This window comes from Chthoniobacterales bacterium (assembly GCA_035274845.1).
In the GTDB taxonomy this organism is placed as follows: Bacteria; Verrucomicrobiota; Verrucomicrobiia; order Chthoniobacterales; family UBA10450; genus AV80.
The window spans coordinates 104,784-121,589 of sequence record DATENU010000022.1 but is presented as its reverse complement, the minus strand read 5'-3'; the positions used below and the strand labels follow the sequence as shown (position 1 = coordinate 121,589).

General features: G+C 56.8%; 11 protein-coding genes. 1 reads left to right on the top strand and 10 read right to left on the bottom strand.

The features are described 5' to 3' along the window. The first annotated feature begins 17 nt into the window (after window positions 1–17). Window positions 18–4,847 (top strand): hypothetical protein, encoded by a 4,830-nt coding sequence (locus VJU77_16835; protein HKP05020.1) that lies wholly within the window; start codon window positions 18–20, stop codon window positions 4,845–4,847. Window positions 4,848–5,047: 200 nt separating this feature from the next. Here VJU77_16835 and VJU77_16830 read toward each other — a convergent pair whose 3' ends face one another. The 10 genes from VJU77_16830 to VJU77_16785 all read right to left on the bottom strand — a co-directional run bounded on the left by VJU77_16830 (window position 5,048) and on the right by VJU77_16785 (window position 16,775). Next, window positions 5,048–5,437 (bottom strand): T6SS effector amidase Tae4 family protein, encoded by a 390-nt coding sequence (locus VJU77_16830; protein HKP05019.1) that lies wholly within the window; start codon window positions 5,435–5,437, stop codon window positions 5,048–5,050. Window positions 5,438–6,307: 870 nt separating this feature from the next. Beyond that, window positions 6,308–7,084 carry a DegT/DnrJ/EryC1/StrS family aminotransferase gene (locus VJU77_16825; protein ID HKP05018.1) on the bottom strand — a complete coding sequence of 259 codons (777 nt, stop codon included), beginning with the start codon at window positions 7,082–7,084 and terminating at the stop codon, window positions 6,308–6,310. Further along, on the bottom strand, window positions 7,071–8,903 hold the full coding sequence (locus VJU77_16820; protein ID HKP05017.1) for an AAA family ATPase: 1,833 nt from the start codon (window positions 8,901–8,903) through the stop codon (window positions 7,071–7,073). Before VJU77_16820 ends, VJU77_16825 begins: the two co-directional genes overlap by 14 nt. Further along, window positions 8,900–9,664 (bottom strand): hypothetical protein, encoded by a 765-nt coding sequence (locus VJU77_16815; protein ID HKP05016.1) that lies wholly within the window; start codon window positions 9,662–9,664, stop codon window positions 8,900–8,902. Before VJU77_16815 ends, VJU77_16820 begins: the two co-directional genes overlap by 4 nt. A 37-nt stretch (window positions 9,665–9,701) precedes the next feature. Next, window positions 9,702–10,958: a hypothetical protein gene (locus tag VJU77_16810; protein HKP05015.1), complete on the bottom strand. Its 1,257-nt coding sequence runs from the start codon at window positions 10,956–10,958 to the stop codon at window positions 9,702–9,704. Between the two features lie 15 nt (window positions 10,959–10,973). Further along, on the bottom strand, window positions 10,974–11,885 hold the full coding sequence (locus VJU77_16805; GenBank protein HKP05014.1) for a hypothetical protein: 912 nt from the start codon (window positions 11,883–11,885) through the stop codon (window positions 10,974–10,976). A gap of 106 nt (window positions 11,886–11,991) precedes the next feature. After that, the gene (locus VJU77_16800; GenBank protein HKP05013.1) at window positions 11,992–13,209 is read right to left on the bottom strand and encodes a response regulator; all 1,218 of its coding nucleotides are present in this window, start codon (window positions 13,207–13,209) and stop codon (window positions 11,992–11,994) included. Continuing rightward, window positions 13,206–13,913 carry a hypothetical protein gene (locus tag VJU77_16795; GenBank protein HKP05012.1) on the bottom strand — a complete coding sequence of 236 codons (708 nt, stop codon included), beginning with the start codon at window positions 13,911–13,913 and terminating at the stop codon, window positions 13,206–13,208. The genes VJU77_16800 and VJU77_16795 overlap by 4 nt, the downstream gene beginning before the upstream one ends. A 142-nt stretch (window positions 13,914–14,055) precedes the next feature. Continuing rightward, window positions 14,056–15,216 (bottom strand): hypothetical protein, encoded by a 1,161-nt coding sequence (locus VJU77_16790; protein ID HKP05011.1) that lies wholly within the window; start codon window positions 15,214–15,216, stop codon window positions 14,056–14,058. Between the two features lie 14 nt (window positions 15,217–15,230). After that, window positions 15,231–16,775: a hypothetical protein gene (locus VJU77_16785; GenBank protein HKP05010.1), complete on the bottom strand. Its 1,545-nt coding sequence runs from the start codon at window positions 16,773–16,775 to the stop codon at window positions 15,231–15,233. Window positions 16,776–16,806 lie beyond the last annotated feature (31 nt).

The window sequence follows — 16,806 nt, the reverse complement described above, 5'->3', positions numbered from 1 at the left end:
CAAGTCTTTCACAAGCCATGCTTCATATTACCCTGGACGCCTCCACCCTCAGCAAACTCGAGCCAGGTCAGACTCAGGCCGGGGACTTCACCTTGAGTTTGTCCGGTGTCTTTTGGCAGGACCCCAGCCTCCAGCCAGCGGTGCCTGATCTCACGGAAAAGCATCTCTATCCCTGGCGCTGGGACCTGCCGACGCAGGTGCGCCTGTTCTGGCTGAACCAGAACGGCTCGGAAGTTGGAGCGCCCACGAACCTCGCGCTGCAGGCGTTCGCTGCGGGCTACCAGCCGGATACCGACATCATTCGGAATCACGCGGAGCAAAGTCTCGGCGAAGCAATCTTCGACCAGCAAGGTCACGTCATTCCATCCAAAATCCTGTCCAGCATGGCGGCCCAGGTGGTTGAAGTGAATGACACCTCGGATCCCGCCACCATCCAGGGCTATTTCAAAGGACGGATCGCCGAGCTGGCCCAGAAGACGCCACCGCATAACCAGGGACTTCGCCTCGTCTTCCTCGCCTCGGATGCGGGGATCATCATACCGGCGGACGCCACGCATTTCGTCCTCTTCCCCACGGGAGGGGCGTGGTGGAATTGGACGAATAACCGATTCACGGACATCGCCAATCACATCGGGTATTCGTATGCTGACCCTGGAGCACCCGTAGGAGTATTCCGGGTTTACTGCCCCATCACCATTGTCGATCGCAGCAGCGGCGTGACCAATCCCAATTCGCCCATCCGTCTTGTTCACGACGGCGCATTCTACGGCCAGGTACGAATGGGCGCGGGAGGGGTGACGGATACCGAAGACTGGCTGCCGGGCCTCAACTATCGCGCCGCGCAATACTTGGACCTGCCCGCGCGCCTTCTCGGCTATCTGCGTGGAGCGGAGTCGGTTCTGAGCGTAACCGTCGCGCAAGCCCAGGAGCGGGAGTACGTCAACTACCTTCAGCGCATCGAGCGATTCCTCCTGACCGTGACCCGTGACATGCTGGGTTTCGGTCGGTTCGAGGAAGGGGATGGAGGTTCCTTGGTCAAGAGGGCGGCGGCAGCTTTTGCAGCTGCCTCCGGCGGCAGCGAGGAAGACCAAGCCGCCGTGTTGCGCACGCTGTTGGCCGCTCTGGGTGCTCATTTTCCGGCAAATGAGCCGCCCGACCTTGCGACCTGGCGCAACCGATTGAACGGCGCGGTGTCGTCCTATGAAGAAACCAGTGCAGTAACGCCGGATTTTGTTGCTTTGGCGGCAGTTAATCCCTCCGCCGAAGCCCTCCGGAAGGCGCTCCCTCACTGGCTGGGGGCGTGGAGAATCGTGCTGCAGGCAATGCAGGGGAAGGACTTCGCCGATCGGATCGTCCTGCTGCAGTGGGAAACGAGTGGCCAGCCGGCCGGCCTTGACGCCACACAATGGAGCGGCGTGAAAAACGCATTGCGGACTCTACTCGCGGAACTGCCTTCCTCGCGGCTGTTGCAGGGCGATAGCCTGATAACGCGGTACCGCGCGCAACTGTTGAACATTCCTGCAAACGTCACGGCCGAAGACATCCCCAAGCAGATCGTGACTAATTTAAAGCTCTGTCTCCAGCAGTATGCGGAGAACAGGCGCGACAGGGTCCACCCCGTGCAGGATCTGCGCCCTTCCGTCGAAGTTGCCGAACCTGACCCGTTCGCAAATCCACCTGTAGACATGGTGGGCGCGCCCACCTGGGCTGGCTTCGTCGCATTCATGAACAACGATCCGCTCTGGACTGATGCACTGGCGGATCTGTTCCCCGGCGAGAATAAAGTGTACGACATCCCGCCACCCATACGGGTCACGGTGGATCGACCGGGCCCCGAAGACGATAGCTCCACCGGCGACCTCAACGATGAAATCAGCGGCCATCTCGTCTTTAGCCGTCGTGGCGTGACCCGGGGAACGGCGGCCGCTGGTCAGGAGTGGCGCAGCTTCAATCGCGTGAAAAGTGAATGCCGCACGAAGGACAACGCGGGGCAAATCGTGTCGCGGCCACTTGCTCTGCCTCTGCTTCCTCCAGCCTTCATGCCGGAGGTGTCCGGTGCGCGCCGCTGCTTCCTCACGCTGGGCAACGAGGCGCTCTCGCTCATCGCCGGCCAGCGAGAAAAACTGGAGAATTCGGTCGATACTGAGCCCCTTCAGCCAGGTCTTTCATTCATCTTCGACCCAACGCATGTGGCTTGGGCGCTGTTGTACGGCTATCACTATGAATTCGCCGGTTTCGTGGCGCTGAATAGCGGTGTGCTATCCGCAGCGCTCCGGGAGAATGCGGCCGTATGGAACGTTCCCAGAAGCAACTTCGGAATCGTCGATCTCGCGGCCCCGGAGAACCAGGTTGGATACAAGCACTACCGCCGTGTCGGTGTCTCCTCTGTCCGTGTCGTCAATGCGCGCGATGCCCAGGGGGAGATCACCAACCAAATCGCTCCCAAGGAGGTGCGCTCCATCGCCAGCGAACTGCCGGAGTGGATCGCCGGGGATGCGATCAGGCAGGAAGCAAAGTCCGGCGTCGTAACGCCGGATCGCAAGTGGTATCTGCTCACGACCCAAGCAGATCCCACCATCTTTCGGCAAAGCGCCGTGACCGTCGCGCTGCGTAAGCCAAGCACCAGCTTCTGGAACTGGTATGCGTGGGCGGGGGACACGACAACGGCGGCGCAGAAGAAGACCGCCTATACCCGGGATCTGCTGCAACGCGATCGGCCCTTCCGCGAGAGCAAAACGGATGCGGGACTGCTGGGTTCCGCCCTGTGCGATCCCGCTGTGGAGCATCGCCTGATGCTGTTGGTGGAATGTTTGTTCCCGGTAAAAACCAAGTCGTACTACTCAGTGCCCTTCCCGGACGTTGGGGACATGCTTCTGGATGACCCGGAGATTCAACTCACGGTCACGGAGGCGGCCCAGGCGAATCTCGCAGTCCAGGTGGCCGGTTCCGCGGTGCGGGTGACCGTGCCCGTGGGGCAGGTGGTTCGTATCTCCTCTCACGCCGTGCTGCGGCGCGATGACTTTACCGGCGGCCAGAGGCGGTTTCACGAGTGGATGGGCATCACGGAAGGCAACCCGGGCGGGGTGCTCGAACTGACCCCCGATGTCTCGTCGCACGCCCAGACCAACGACTACGCGATCACGAGGCCCATCGAGCTCTGGTTCGAGTCGGCCCAGGCCTTTCCCGCCGACGGAACTTTCCCCGAGGAGGTGTGGCAGTCCCTCACCATCCGGCAGAATGGTGACAAGGTGTCCGCCGGCCTGTTGCGGCAGCAGGGCGACTTTGCCCGATTTGCGCTCATCGGCCGGATCGATGTGCATCATCAAGTCTGGAACTGGAATGGACGGCTGATAGACACTGCCCAGCTCGCCGAGGTGGCACGCGATCAAACCCAGCTGGACCCCTCCGGCGGCGGGCCGCGGACCACGCTGGCGATGAAGTGGGAGGCGTGGGCCTTCGCCGACCGGCCGGACTTCGCGCGCCTGACCAAGGAGTGCCACCTGCGCCTCTGGCGTTACGACCCCCCGACCGGCGCTGCCGTGGATAAGGTGGAGGACGAGGAGGAACTTTTTGCCGACCATCGGCCCAAGGAAGAGAAGGCCTTGTATTACCGCTTCTCTGCCACCGCCTACTCCAGGTACGCGGTGCTGGGCGGAGCTTTCGCGGATCCAGTAGATACCGCGGTGGTCGTGGAGAACGAACCCGAGGTGGTGAACCCGTGGCGACGGTTCATCCGGCGTGCTTCGCGGAGCAAGCCGATGCCTAAGCCCGCCATCCGCTTCATCTTGCCGCTGACAAAATCCTTCAATGGTACGAACGGGCATGCGAGTCCCGATGATACCGCGGCCTCGCTGCTGATTGTGCTCAATGATCGCTGGTATACCGAAGCCGGCCTCGCCGAACAATTGGAAGTAGGCGTGGAGGTGCTGAAGAGCCCGGGTGCCAGCCAGCGCTGGTACGTGAATGCCGGCTATGACCCAACCCTCACGGGTGAGGCGCTGCCGGGCTTCGAGTATATGCCAGTGGTGAACGCACGACCCGCCGGTCCGGTGGGCCTGACATTCGACTTCGCCGCGCAAACGCCGCGCCTGATAGGCAGCGCGTTCATCCTCGCGCTGCCGAACGAAATCCCAGTGGAAGGAAAAGAACCTCTGCGCCTCAACGAAGCGCTCAAGGCTTTGTTCATGATGCGCGTTTCCGTCCGCCGCAAGCTCTACCCCGAACTCTGTGAGGTGCCCTTGCCCCGGCAGGAGGAGGACAACGAGGAGAACGCGGCCGACGCACGCCAACCGCTGCCTACGCTGGACAGCCCCTTGACCGCGCCGGAGTGGGTGCAATTCCTGCCGTCCGTGGACTTCATCATTCCCAAGGGCTGGCGCGACCAGGCGAAGTGTCAGGGTCATGTGAATCTCCGAGTGGCGGATGGGTTTATCAATGTGCCGAACGCGCAGCGTTTCGACCGCACCTTCGAGGAACGCATGGAGCGCTGGCTTGTGGTGACCCAACGAGTTTATGACATCGGAGGCCAGCCGTGCGAGAGCTATGTGGCTACATTGGCCTACCGCGGCGAGGCGGCGGGCGCTGAGGCTACCGAGCTGCCCTTCACAGTTATCGATCCACCGTCGAATTCGAATATTGGCTCACTGAAGGATGGTTATGTGCGCTTCATTTTGGTGCGCAAACGCAACGATGTCGCGCTAGACCGAGACAGGTCTCCCTGGGAACTGCTCTTCGGCGAGTCCGGGGCGCGCACACGTGAAGTATCCCCTAAACTAACGGAAGTGGAAAACGATCCAGGTGCTGCCTCTCCCGTTGTATCGGATCGTCTCGCTTTTCGAGTCGTTTAAAGCGTCCTAAGCCATAATGGAAAGCATGAGCCAAGAAAACCAAACTGAGCCGCATCGGGGAATGTACGATGCAGCCGGATAAGGCGTTCCGCGTTTTCGAGGATGATGCTACGTCAAAAAGGCGCGGGACCCTAAAGGAAGAAGTTTGGCAACTGGCCCGGATACGGTGGAGCTTCCGCAGGGGTGTCCGTCACCGGTTGTCAGGCCGCCAGGCGCCAGAACCAGATCGTAGTCGCCGTGGGATATTGCGCATGCACTCCCTGTGTCCCGTTCCAAAGGTCAATGTGGCCCGTCGCGTTCTGCAAGTCGGGGCCCCCCTCAAAGTAGACGATTCCTTGCCAGGATGGTCGGTTTGCCCAACCCGACACATCGATCGCACCTCCATTCTTGGCCCGGACGATGCGCGCCATACCATCAGCGTTGCGCACGCGCGGATTCGCATGGGTGCAGTAATTCACATTGCTCGCTGGCGGGAGCGTATGACCAGCCCGCAGAATTGCGTCAGAGAGATTCAACGCGCAAAAGAAAATTGCCGGCGTGCCGCTGCCATCATCGTGAAATGGACATCCAGGAACTGTGCAACCTGTCATCCCAAACCTAGCTAGAATCCTGCTATAGGACCAATCGCTTATGAACAGTGTCTGCAGGACGCTTTCCGCTGCCACGGAAGAGTTCGTTGGCTTCTCGGCGCGTGAATCACGTTCTGTAGCCATATCACAATCGGACGAATCTGTGGACGGACGGAAAAGGCGTCAAGTACCGAAATTTGTGCGCAAAGGTAGGAGAACAGGGGCAAGTTCACGTTGGGGAACGGAAACCACGAGAGTGAAATCGGCCCCTGCTGGTAAACTGCTTGATGTGAACCACCGGCCGCCCTCGGCCTAGCACCTGGGCGTCCGTAGCGGCCTGAGGGGAGTCAGAGGTTGAGGGGCGCGACGTCCAGGCCGCAGTAATTCCAATTCCACGATCCCATCGCGCGAAAGTCCGGCGGAGGTGATCCTTGGCTGTTTGCAAGTCCCCGAACTGACAAAGTAACAGGTGAGATTAAAGTAATCACCGCTTCGTAGAAAAGATCGGTTGTGCTCTTAGCAGGATGTCTCTGGCTGCTTCGATGGAGGGGGGAGATCCCCAGACGCGTTCCTCGACTGCATGTCTGGTGCGTCGTGGCCATCAACACGAGTAGAGAGTCTGTTGGAGGCCTATTGTGCTAGACGCGATTGAATGCCCGTTTCCGCAACGGGACGCGTCTGACGATTATTTGCTCCTGGAGACGGTTTCTGGGAAATTCCAGTACAATCCGGTTGTTTGTGAAAATTACCGAGCCACTAGGTAGTGAACCGGCAAACGCGGTAGACTTGGGATTGCGAAATCATCGATTTTAAAAGATTAATGTAGAGGGAAATCAAAAGCGTGCCCAACGGCGGAGCGTCACGCCAGCTTAGCGTAAGCGGCGCGATCACTCAGACAAATCGGCTCGGTGAGTTTGCTTGTTGTTTCAACAGCTCGACGCCCAGAATCGCTGCGAGCGGATGCATTCGGGCATTTAGAAACTGATGACCTGACATCGGCTTGATGCCTTCGGCGCGGCACCGTTCAGGATGCTGGCTTAAGGCCACGGCGGTCTCGTAAATTGCCGAGGAGCGGGTGAGTATCGCCCCGCCTTCACCGAGGCTGAGGGGTTTTCCCGGTCCGAACGAGATTACTTGAACGTCAGCGACCGAAGCTCTGTCGCTTTCCGAGCGTTCAGGCGGAATGTAAGAAGTGTCTTCAATATAGAGGCATCCGTTGTGGCGACAGGCGACTGCGATCATCTCCACCTGATGCCGCTCTCCCTTCCAATCGGCGGCGAGGACGGCCGCTGTCGCTGCTGACATGAGACTTTCAACGGACCTTGGACAAATGTTCCGCAGTTCGTCGGCCTCAGCACGGATGAGCTTTGCGCCCGCGAACTCTAATAGCCCGAAGGTGGCCGCCCAGTTATTTGGCGGACAGATTACCTCGCGTCCACGAAGTTTGGCCGCTATCGCAACGACAAGCAGCGCAGTCGTAGCATTGCAGGTGGAGACGCAAAACGGAAATCCACAGCGCTTGGCGAGCAACCCTTCGAATTCGTGAATGGGGCCTGTGCCGCGCAACTGTTGTCCGCGAAACGCTAGCGGTTCATTCATGAACACATCGACGTATTCTGCGACGCGGCTGGCTGCTCTAGATGGTAATGTCGCTTCAGACGTTGACATTGGGTCTGAGCTCCTCAATCCGACGATTCAACCGATCGATATCAATCGTGCCGTCGGTTTCGCTCACGATTCCCTTTAGGTAAGCCGGTAATGGATAGTCAAAGATTCGATTGTGCCAGGGAAGTAAGGCCAAGTCTGAACAAACGCTGATCGCGTACAAGTCTGCGTATTCGGCACTCGCTCGATCTCGGGGATGGCGAGGTGCACAATCTGCAGCTGCCTTGGGAAGTAGGTGCCGCAGCACTCGCTCCTCTCCGCTGGCGATCTTGGAGGAAAGGATTGAGCGCATTGTCCTAGGAGTTGCGTTCTTGCGATAAAATACAGTAGCTGCGTTTTTGACCTCGGCGCTGCTCGCATCCCAGTCCGCGTCTGGAAGCAGCCTTTCGCCGATGGCACATAGGATCGCAGAGAAATCTTCTTCCAGTGCTGAAAGAACGGGTACGAACATAAATCGGTCCGCAGCTGCCGCGCCAATTTTCCACGGACAGTTTGTAGTGGCTATCAGCAGCGTGCGGCCTGCTCGCGACGAATCCGAGAGTGCGGTTAGCATTTCAGCGAGTACTGAATCCGACGCGCCAGAATCGAGATTTGTGCTGTTTCGCTGCGTTTGCCATGCCTCGGTAATTTCATCAATCACGCCGAATGCTGGACTCAGTTCTTTGAAAATACGGAAAAGCAGACGAACCAGTTTTTCAGTTTGGCCCACTAACGAGCCTTTTGGACTTAAGAGTGCATAGGCTGGCGTTTGAGACATGAGTGCGGCGAATAGGGCCAGATCGGTCTTAGCCGACGAAGGTGCTCCTGCGAGGAGAATATTCATTGGGGTGAGCGGATCGCCTTGTTTGAGACCTTGCGCCCATCTTAATAGGAGAGTCAGAACATGTTCTATGGTTCGTCCCACAAGCTTGATCCCGGCGACTCGCTCGGCATCAAGAAGTGTCATTGTGCCTTCCGATAAGGCGACAACATCCGCGCGTTTGCGTTCGACAATGCGAGTGTGCGTGATGGGACGACCGGTGCGATCGGATTCGAAGAATGCTTCCTCGAGGCTCTGGTTTGGCGTCCGAGCCGTTAGATTAGCTACCGCGGAATCGTCTAAGCCTTCCTCGTAGGAAGCGCCTTTGAGATGCGGCATCCCGCGCAACATTTGGATGAAGAGTGTCTTCTCGTCGCGTTCGGGTTGCGCGAGATGAACAGGTTGAAGGCTGTTCACAACACGACGGTCCATCCGTTCCGGAGTGCCCGCCAAGACCATGAGAAAGGGATGCCTCCGGCGCAAGTAATCGCTGCCTATCATGACCAGCAGCTCATTCATTTGCATGATCCAATCGTTGATTGCTCCGCGTTCCGAATCCGGCACCAAGTCTTCACCCCATTCCAAAAGCGCCAACACGGGCGGAATATCCGAGCCCTGCTCGATGGTCTGTTGGATCGACTTCAGCAAATCGACCGCACGTTCGTGAGGGGGACGCCCTGTGATGTTGTTGCGGACTTCCTCATATAGAGGAACCCTCGCCGCTTCCAACTTTGATTCGAAGTCGCGCCTTTCTTTGCCGTCGAAACCTTCCCAACTCCAGCGAGGTCCCAAGGCGAGATTGTAGAGAAGCGTAGTCATGCCGAACTCCTCTCGTGCGCGTCGGATCAACGTGTGACGCAGCGGACGTAATTCGCCACGCTCATTGATGTGTAGATCAAACAGCGATCGACCAGACAGAAGGACGGTCTGATGGCCGGACCGGTACGCGTTGATGATCGGGTCAATTGCGGTGGCTGTGCGTTCGGTGGGTATGCTCATGTTGTCTTTGGCGTTTGCGCTCATCGGGCCGTTTGCATAACGAGATGGTTTCCTACTCTGCTCCGATCAAACACTGGGCGGCGGTGTTTGCGCCGCCGTTCGCGCAGGTCGCAATGAACGCCGCGAGTCCGCAATTCATGTTGAATTGCATCGAGCGCCTGGACGCATGTACCGCCTTCGAATCCCTCGGCGTCGAAGTGCAATTGGATGCCGCCTTCTTTTCCCTTGGCCACTTCAATCGCGATGCTTTGTCGCGTTCCTTTTCTGTTAGCTGCGATTAGTCCGTTTTCGGTGCTTAGCGTCTTTGCCACAAAACCGCTTGCTTCACACGACTCCGCAACAAGAGGCACCAGCGTTGCGCGAAGGCGATCCTGTCTGCCTAGGACCAGATCTCGAGCAACTGCGGTGAGGCCTGCCTTGTCGTTTTTGGCAACCAGCACTTTCAGCTTGGCCGCGATGGCTTCCGCCTGCTGCCGTGGCAACTCGATGCCAGGGGCAGCGGCGAGGGCAACCACGGCATGTTTTGCCGTCGCCGCTGAATCAACCAGTTGAGTGATCTGGTGAAGACTCAGGCTTCGCTCGCGCGATTCCTTCGCGGCGGCTGCCAAAGCTTTGCCGCCTTTGTAGGCTAGCGTACTGCCCGTGATCGCCCCTTTTACAGCAAACTTCGTTCCCTGATATGCGATCCAGCCGATGGCAGTGATCACTTCGCTGAATGAAATCAAGGGTACGCGGGGTGGTACGTCAATTTTGTCGATGGTGGTTGTCCTGCGAATTTCGCTCATGGTAGTGGATGTGGGTTAGGACGGCGTCTCGTTTGATTTAGCTGTGTTGCGCTCCCGGAAAAATGGTGTCCCAATTCGTAGCGGGCACCTGGTCGATCGGGGCACTGTTGTCGCGGCTGCTTTCTGCCACTGCTGCCGTGCCATCGCCGGTCGGCCCGTTCGGCGTCCGGGGAGACAGCGGCGCTAGCCTTGTGGCATCCCCGCCCGGCTCATTGCCATCAAGTGAGGAATTCTGATCACGCCCGGCAATTCGAATAACCCGGCTGCCGTACAATTTATTGATTTTTGGAACTACCGGCTCTGCCGAATAAACGAGGTCTTGCTGGTAGTCGGCCGGCGCAAGCCGAATCCGTTCATAAATATCGCGGAGCGTCCTCTCTTCCTCTGCGTGGAAGGCGGTGGCTCGTGCGTTTGCCTTGCCCCGTTTGAAATGAGCAAATTCAAGCTCTCGCGCAAAACCTTCTGTTGGCAGCAACAAGACAAGCGCATGCAGAAGAACTATCACCGCATAAAAGACGCCGGATGCGCCAGCCAAGCGTGTGGTTGCGGCTGAATCGACAGTCCCTGCGGGTTTGGCGACAGCTACTGTCTCTGTTTCTACGGCGCCCCTTTGGATCTTAATTCCGAGGTCGGTCGATTCTACGACCTGTTTCTGTTCCGTAGCGATGTCTGCCATCAACGCCGCGCGTTGCTGAGCGAATCCGAACAGCCATACGTAGAGGCAGGCCGCCGCGCCGACATACACCACTTTGGCAAAATACATTCCCCATATCGCTCCGGTGAGACTCCAGTAGCGGAGATGTTCGCCGGGCATGGTTGACGCTCGCGCGGCCCTGAACACACCCGCGAACCACGTTGTCACGAATTTGATAAGCAACGTAGCTCCCAACATTCCTCCGATGAAAGCCGCTCCAGCGAGGCGGCGCAGCCACATCGGTGTTTCGCCCGCCGTGTCGAGTCGGAAGAGCGGAGCCATTTGATGCGCCAGAAATTCGGCGATGTCTCCCGACGAGATTAACTCAAGGAAAACATAAAGTAGAATCGCACTGAAAAAGATGAGGCGGAGATTCCATGCGACGTGGTCGCTATGGACTCGTTGCTGGAATCCGTCCGTGTCGGCATCGTAAGCAGCGACCTGCCGTTCCAGTTCTCCGGCTTGACGATCGAGTCCGAGCGCGTGTTCCACCCCCTTGCGCACGGCACCGATCACGCGGTGGCGCGCACGGACTTGCCGTGCTGTGTTTGCATCTTGGTGACGGGCGACTTCGTATTTCGATGTGATTTGGTTCGGCATGGTTTTTGGGGTTGGTTAACTACCTGGCGTGACATCAGGCAGGGCACTCGTGACACGATCCGTCTCGCTGTCCTCCCCGGCCATTTCCGTGTTGAGAGACCCAACAATGATGTCCATCGCTGCTTGCATCGAGTCTGCGTGATGAACCGGGTTTGCGAGACCGTGGAAAAGCAGGCTCTGGTCTGGGAGGTGGCTAGTATTAACGAAAATCAGTTCTATTTGTGAGTCGAGTTCCTGAACGGTCAGCGCTGTTCTGCGCGGCTGACGGTGGGCTGGCAAATCTTCTGCGTCTGTATTGAGTACCAGAAATCGCCTGCCTTCCGATCCGAGCAGGCGGTTAGCTGTCGTGATACACGTCAGGATATCACTTCTGTTGAAATCGCGCCCATTACGCTCGGCCAACATCCGATCGAAACGCTCCGAGACTTCAGCCTGCGTAGCGGCGATTCCCTTGATGAATCTTTCGACCCCGGCGACTACGTTTGTGCGGTAGGCGCGAATCCCGCGTTGCCATTCCCCTCGCACTGCTCTGTAGGTCTTCATCTCTTCGGATAGTTGGCGCAAAGGGAGTCCTGGGGACGGTGCTTTGGGCGGCTGTCCGCCGCCGTAAGGATGGAAATCCATCCGGGCCAAGGCATTATCTGCGGAATCCTCGTCAACTGCCTGATGGAGCAACCTCACCGGAGTACTCCCGCGAAGCACGACGTTGATCAGGGCTTCAAGATCACTTGCAGCGAGGGGACGGATGCCATGTTTGGTCGTCAGTTCCTCCCCTGTTTCGTCGTCGATCAGAAACACGCTGAAGGCTGGCTTTGCGACGCCGAGCGCTTCTTTGTTTAGCTCAGCAGCTCTGCACGGAGTGACGAGCGCCGTTGCGAGCGCGAGTGAGAGAGTAAACCCAGTGAGGTGAAGTTTGTTTGTTTTCATCACGTGATAAACGTGACGAAACCGCGCGAGCGCGTGACAAAATCTGCCTCAGCGGGACCGGTGCGAAACGCGGGGCCGCCGACTCAGTGAAGGTCACCCAAACGATTCAATCCAGCACCCATCGGACAGCGAGGTTGGCATCGTATGGGCAACGGCCCGGGTTGCGGTCCCCGCGGTCAATCGTTGCTTCGAAATGTTCCGCCATTCCTTCTAAGCCTACCTCTGAAAGCCTTGCCTTAACCCGCCTCCACTGCTGTCGGAATGCTCCTAGGTTCCGCTCACGATTAGGATCTTCAGCATCGTCGGCGCGGTTTTGATTGCCGGGCCTTCGCGGAACCAAGCGAACCTTGCCATCAAATTTCTCACCGTTCTTAGTCGCGTCTTTGAGCATGCCATTCAACGCTTTCACTAGTGTTTCGTCGCCTCCCTTGCGCTGAAAGAATTGTCCAACCTTCTCTATTTGTTTGGAGCCTAGGTATTCCTGCCAATCTGCCAAGGCATCTTCGGTAATCTCGCCGCTTCGCCAGCCCTCGCGGAGCATTTTGACCACATCGTCAAGCACCAAAGTTTGTTTTGCAGCTGTGTCCGGCTCTGAGCCTGCCTTCGCTTTTCCCTTACGCTTGCCACCTCCTCTGCGCCGACTGAGGGATTCTCTCACTCGGTCCATCATTTCATTGACTGTGAGTTCGTCTTCACGATCGACGCTCTTGAGGATGTAACGAACTTCGGCGAAGCCGGCCATGTCCCCGATCCGGACGTATGGACCACCATTCCAACGGGCTTCCCATAATTTGCCGCCTTGATTTATTGGACGGAAGACATATCGCCATGCAGCGGCGTACTCGAATGCTTCTATCACACTGTCCAGAGCAGCTTTCACGGCGCCCCACCGTTTTTCGAACCCTCCGGTCGGTGGCTTGTTCACCACTCGGATTCTGTCGGGCGCGAAACGTTTGGCCGCTTCGCACTGCAAGCCAACCTGCATAACAGCCGCTGCGTCCGGTCCGTAACGTTTCACAAGAGACGAGTCGGTGGCGGCTCCGGTTACTAGCGCCACAAAAAAGGCGGCGTTTTGTTCCTCGATCATCTCCAAAACGTCCAGTCCGCTTGGATCAGGTGTTTTCCCCAAGCCAACATCGAGAGCAGCGAGATCATATTTCCGTTTTCTTACGTAATCGATCGCTTGGTCGCCGTCTTCAACTGTATCGATTTCGACCTCGCGATAGTGGCGAATGGCGTGGAAACGATCGTGCAACTCCTCTCGCAGCGCGGTACGCCACTCTTTGATGTCCTCCGCGATTAAGATGCGGATCGAATATCTCATTTGTTTTCGTGTCCAAGCTCCATGAGGAGCTGTCTTCCCTCCAGAAGCCATGCGGTACACTGTTTGTCACGCGACATCCAATCTCGAATCTTGTTGGCATAAAGATGATCGCAAAAACACTCCCAAACCAAGAACGGTAGTCCGCTCGTGAGTTGCTCCACAAGGGACCCAGGGTTGCCGGTGATTGCGGCTTCAATTCTGCGCAGCAGCTCTTGTATTGTCGCGGCACCGACATCGCTTCGCTCCCACGTTGAACGCATCATTGGCATCAACGCCCTGCGGTGGTTGAGCACGGTGCTAAGTCTGCACACTCTTGATAAGATGGCATAACGTTTGCGCCATGATTCCGCGCCGAAGGTTTCAGTGCCATCGGCCCGTCCGTACACGTCTTGATTGCGTATTTGAATGCGCTGCTGCTCGTTTTCGGCAACGATAATCCAAGCCAGCGCTTCGCCGGGAATCCTCAGCCAGAGATCTCGGTGCCTTCGAACAACGGTCGAGCCCGTGTCATTCGAGGCCAGTACTAAGACAACCGTGGATCGCCCGCCGGGTGCTCGCCCATCAATTCCTATTGCGGTGTCGGGACTTGACTCTGAGACGATCCAATACGCGCCAAGTACGTGTGCGAGAGAGCGTGCATATACGCCGTCGCCCACAATGAAGGTGCGGCCGAACTTTTCTGCCTTTAACTTTGCGATCGACACAGCCAGAATCTAATAGTTTCTGGAACAAACTACGAAGCGTAATCTGGCCGCACGGTGACTGTTTAGGATACGCACGCGTCCGCGTCCAAGAAAGTCGCCGAATACCAGCAAGGGATCGCACAGTTTACGTAGCTGGTTGCTGTCACGCATTTCGTTGGATCTGAAACAAACGCCGCAAGTCAGCGCCCTCGATCTCTTGGTGCCACTTCGAAGCCCGGCTCCGAAAGAACGCGAATTGCCCACCGGCGGCGTTTGACGCAGCTGAGTGGCCGAGCATTTCGATTGCACCGACGCGGTCCTTATTTGCAAAAGCTCGCATTGCTTCTATCCAAGGATCGACAGCATCGTTACAGGCATCCAACTGAAACCCGTCTTTGAACCATTCCTGGATAGTCTTGTTATGCAATAACTCTCCTGATCTGTAAATCGCGTTTGCGAGAAAATCAGCCAAATAATGAACCTGTTTAGGCGGGAGATACTTTTGACTCCACGCGTTGCGGGCGTTTGCGGTGGGACAATCCTTGGTCCACGTGCCCCAATCCATCAACCGCACACATCTAGCTCGCTGTACCTTCAAACGGTGAAAAGGGTTGCTTCGTCTCCGGGTGATGACTTCGGTGAGAATTCCACCTCCATCCTCCGGTGAAACAGACGCAGCCCCGAGTTCCCGAACATTTTGGCGATCATTCCGGAGACCCCAAGTGGTCCAAGCATAGTCGCTCACTTCCGTCAGACTGAGACCGGCCGGCACCAACGTGCTTTCCACCTTTACGGATCGCGTGGGCAGATCGAGTGACAAAACGCAATCAGCCTGAAGTGCCAGAGTAACCCATGGTGTCTCAAACAAAAGCAGCTCTAACAAATCTTTCACACGCTCTATGTAAGAGCGATCAAGAAGGCTCACCTCCCAGTCATTGGCCGCTTCCCATGGTGGAAACGCTATTGCCGGGAACTGAAGCGAAAACGCAGAAATCGTGATCCCATGTTGCTTCGCCGTCTCTACAGCGGAGCTAACGAATTCTGTCAATTTAGCTTGCTGGTGCTGTGCTTCGGCAGCGGAAACTCCTTTCGGAAGACGTTTCTTCAGATATTCCCTAGGAGCGCTGATACTTCCACTTTTGCCGGGGGCATTACTGCAACGTCCCGCCAGACACTTCTTCTGTTTCACGCGATCGTAAAACTGCGCATGAAAAGATTCCGACTGATCAACATCGGACAACAGCAGTGTTAAGCCGGTGACATTCATCGGCTTCTTGGAGTCCATCACGCCCGATTCGTCGATGTAAATCTCGATTGCTTTCATGCTGGTTCAGTAGGTTATGAAGCGATTTCTGCCAGCAAACGGCGAGTTTCCGAGATGGCAGCGGCGCGTTGCATTGCATCAATGAAGTCGGCACGGAGCTCTTCAAAGATTGCGGTCCAGTCGCCAGTCATGCCGCTCAGGATCGGCTTCCGAAATGTAGTAATGATGTTGCCGTAATCGCGGAACGCCGCGGTCAGCTCTGTCCGATGTGTGGATGAGAAAACGACAATCGGAAGAGTCGGGTCGAGCAGGCTGACCAAGCGCGCGAGTAGCGTTTCGTCGGGCGGCGGAGCGGATTTGCCGGGCGAAGACGCAACTTTTGCATCGCACCTCAATGCATCCAGTTCATCAGACAGATTGTCCTTCCCTCTCGTCCCATTTAACCACGGGAGATTCCGCTCGGAATGGATCAACTTGATTCCGAAGTCGACGAGGTCTTTGATGAATTTCTTCTCCGGCTCGCTCTTTTCTTTCGTAGCATCAGACTTCGGAAAAAGACGCAGATCGAGGAAGAGAACGAAATTCCTAATGTCAGTGGGGCCATCCTCAAAAAGATCGCCAATACTAAGACTAGGGCTTTGCCGGCCCAAAAAATTCTCCAGTCTTGTCGGCAGGCTTTCGATCATATCACCAAAGGCTTCCCCCGATGCCGTATGCAGCCGGTTTGAATCCTGCAGATCGAGTACACCGCGCAAGAACGGCTCCCATAGGTCGACCATGTCATCGATCAATGCATATTGCAGTTCTCTAACCGCATGATTTCTCGATTTACTCGCTGTTTCGAATAATTCTCTAACGAGTTCGTTTAGTGTCCGGCCGGAATCATCGAGCTGCAGATCGACAACCGACTTTACTAACTGCTCCAGAAGCTGATCGATTATCGAGTCTGATGCCGACTCGCCGCGTACTTCCCGTCTGAGTAGAAATGCGCCGAGAACATTGCTAATGGCATGATGTCTTTCGCGGTTCGAAGTGAGCTCGGCCCAAATTGTAGATTTAAGGAGATCACAAACATTTTGAGGCGTGTCGTGAGCATCGGTCTTGGCATCGTGAATCCATTTGGAGATCGACTTCAGACTTGGCGCGCGGAGGACGGTTGCGCGAGGAGCCAGGTTTTTACCAGTGGCATCTTTCGCGCCAAAGAGCGTCTGGATAGCGCGGGCAGCGGGGCCGGAAACTTCCGACGTATTAGGATCGATAATCGCGATCCTCACGAGGGGCTCGGTTCGGCGTTGTTTCTCGTTCTTCTGGTCAGGAGTAAACGTCAGTTTCCAAGCGGCCAGCCACGAAGCTGCTGTGAAATGATCGCGAAAATTAATCAACGTCGAAGCACTTTGCCGTTCGGTGAACATTTCGCTCGGCGGAAGACTACCGACGATCACTAGTATCGAATTTGGATCATTCCAATTGCAGGACAATCCTCGGATGGTCGGTTTGTCTGACGTTAGTCCGTGGAGCCACAGGTCCGAGAAAGTATTCTTGTCTCGGTAGTCAATTACGATCAGGTCAGATTCTTTTCCCAAGACTTGCCTGAGCGCGTTCGCAAGAGGAGTTGCCATTCGGAGAATCCCGTAGCCTTACGGCGCCGCC

Bases quoted from the DNA above. Each gene is read 5' to 3' on its own strand.
- VJU77_16800 (HKP05013.1), bottom strand. From the start codon at position 13,209: ATGAGATATTCGATCCGCATCTTAATCGCGGAGGACATCAAAGAGTGG.
- VJU77_16815 (HKP05016.1), bottom strand. From the start codon at position 9,664: ATGAGCGAAATTCGCAGGACAACCACCATCGACAAAATTGACGTACCA.
- VJU77_16785 (HKP05010.1), bottom strand. From the start codon at position 16,775: ATGGCAACTCCTCTTGCGAACGCGCTCAGGCAAGTCTTGGGAAAAGAA.
- VJU77_16810 (HKP05015.1), bottom strand. From the start codon at position 10,958: ATGCCGAACCAAATCACATCGAAATACGAAGTCGCCCGTCACCAAGAT.
- VJU77_16790 (HKP05011.1), bottom strand. From the start codon at position 15,216: ATGAAAGCAATCGAGATTTACATCGACGAATCGGGCGTGATGGACTCC.
- VJU77_16825 (HKP05018.1), bottom strand. From the start codon at position 7,084: ATGTCAACGTCTGAAGCGACATTACCATCTAGAGCAGCCAGCCGCGTC.
- VJU77_16835 (HKP05020.1), top strand. From the start codon at position 18: ATGCTTCATATTACCCTGGACGCCTCCACCCTCAGCAAACTCGAGCCA.
- VJU77_16805 (HKP05014.1), bottom strand. From the start codon at position 11,885: ATGAAAACAAACAAACTTCACCTCACTGGGTTTACTCTCTCACTCGCG.
- VJU77_16830 (HKP05019.1), bottom strand. From the start codon at position 5,437: ATGACAGGTTGCACAGTTCCTGGATGTCCATTTCACGATGATGGCAGC.
- VJU77_16820 (HKP05017.1), bottom strand. From the start codon at position 8,903: ATGAGCGCAAACGCCAAAGACAACATGAGCATACCCACCGAACGCACA.